This window comes from Legionella sp. km772 (assembly GCF_003989735.1).
Lineage (GTDB): Bacteria > Pseudomonadota > Gammaproteobacteria > Legionellales > Legionellaceae > Legionella.
Genome location: NZ_RZGQ01000348.1, coordinates 1 through 1,336, shown reverse-complemented (window position 1 = coordinate 1,336; position 1,336 = coordinate 1). Strand labels below are relative to the sequence as shown.

The following is a 1,336-nucleotide window of genomic DNA, read 5'->3' as shown; positions in this document are numbered from 1 at the left end:
CTCTCCTGGCCTATGGACTTGTGGATAAGCCATTCTGAGAGTAAGGTGAATGAACTAACAAACCGGGAATAGCTCTTATTTTTCCTGAATTTTGTTCCAGATCCCCGGACCTAGCTAAATCAGCGTCATTTAAAGTGACAATCCCCCCGGCAAAGTTTGGAGCACCACCAAGTTTGTTTTTTAACCTATCTAAATCCGCGAGCAACTTTCTTGTAACATCCTCACCAGATTTTACTTGATATTGCAAAGGTCCGTTATCTACAGCTTGCTCCTCAATTAGCCGCATCACGTCATCTGGATCCAATTCAACAAATCCGCGTGGAAGCTCGTCTGGATTAGATGGTAGCTGTTCAATAACTTGTCTCACAAGTTCATCTGGACTAGGCTTTTTGGGAGCTGCCCTTTCAAATGCTTCTGTCAATTTTGCATATGTCATTTTGATACCCGCCACTCAAGTTATAATAAACAAACCCATTATGTATAATGATAAACCACATATTAAATTTATTCAACATACTGACACCGTACGAGGCAAAAAATTTTAGGATAGAGGTTGCCCAATAAAAAGTAGTTTCTCCGGGAAATGCCTGCAGGCTGTAGATCATGCAGAATTTAATTAAGAAAAACAGATGGAAGTTAAAGAATAAAACCGCTAAGGCCTTAGATTTTACCTCGCATTAGCTTATGGTTTGTCTCGTTACTGCCAGATAAGAAGGCTTAATAAAGGGAAAATTAACCTCATCATCAACTATACTTAAAAAATATGATCTAAAAAAATAGAACAACCAAATTAGGGAAAGAATGAAAAAAAATTGGGGAAAAAGAATACTACTAGTCATCGGTTTGATTCTAGTTTTGCTTTTAATTATTAATTTATTACTCACTTATACCTTGAACTATATTTTGGGTAAGCAGATTATTCCAAAAATAAATAATGAGCAAAGACAGCTTAGTTTAATATCTAGCGTTAGTATTTTTCCTTCAGCGACCATTAACATTAATAACTTAAGCTACTACCAAGATAAGAAAAGCCTTATTACGATAGAACAACTATCTATGCAGGTGGATTTTTGGAAATTATTTAAAGGTAAACTGTATATTAATAAAATCTCCATTAATCAAGCCCGCCTAAATTTGTATAATATCCCTTCTTTGACATGGAAAAAAAGTACTCGTCCTTATAGAGGGATGAAAGAGCAAACACCGTCCCAACACTCTTAGCTAGGTCCGGGGATCTGGAACAAAATTCAGGAAAAATAAGAGCTATTCCCGGTTTGTTAGTTCATTCACCTTACTCTCAGAATGGCTTATCCACAAGTCCATAGGCCAGGAGAGC

Annotated in this window: 2 protein-coding genes; one reads left to right on the top strand and one right to left on the bottom strand. The window is 36.7% G+C overall.

Annotation, left to right across the window (positions count from 1 at the left end):
• Positions 1-10: 10 nt before the first annotated feature.
• Positions 11-436, bottom strand: a complete 426-nt coding sequence (locus ELY15_RS15800) for a hypothetical protein (protein WP_127101719.1) — start codon at positions 434-436, stop codon at positions 11-13.
• 365 nt (positions 437-801) lie between these two features.
• Between ELY15_RS15800 and ELY15_RS15795 the strand changes: the two genes are divergently transcribed.
• The gene (locus tag ELY15_RS15795; RefSeq protein ID WP_127101717.1) at positions 802-1,221 is read left to right on the top strand and encodes a hypothetical protein; all 420 of its coding nucleotides are present in this window, start codon (positions 802-804) and stop codon (positions 1,219-1,221) included.
• Positions 1,222-1,336: the final 115 nt, after the last annotated feature.

Bases quoted from the DNA above. Each gene is read 5' to 3' on its own strand.
- ELY15_RS15800 (WP_127101719.1), bottom strand. From the start codon at position 436: ATGACATATGCAAAATTGACAGAAGCATTTGAAAGGGCAGCTCCCAAA.
- ELY15_RS15795 (WP_127101717.1), top strand. From the start codon at position 802: ATGAAAAAAAATTGGGGAAAAAGAATACTACTAGTCATCGGTTTGATT.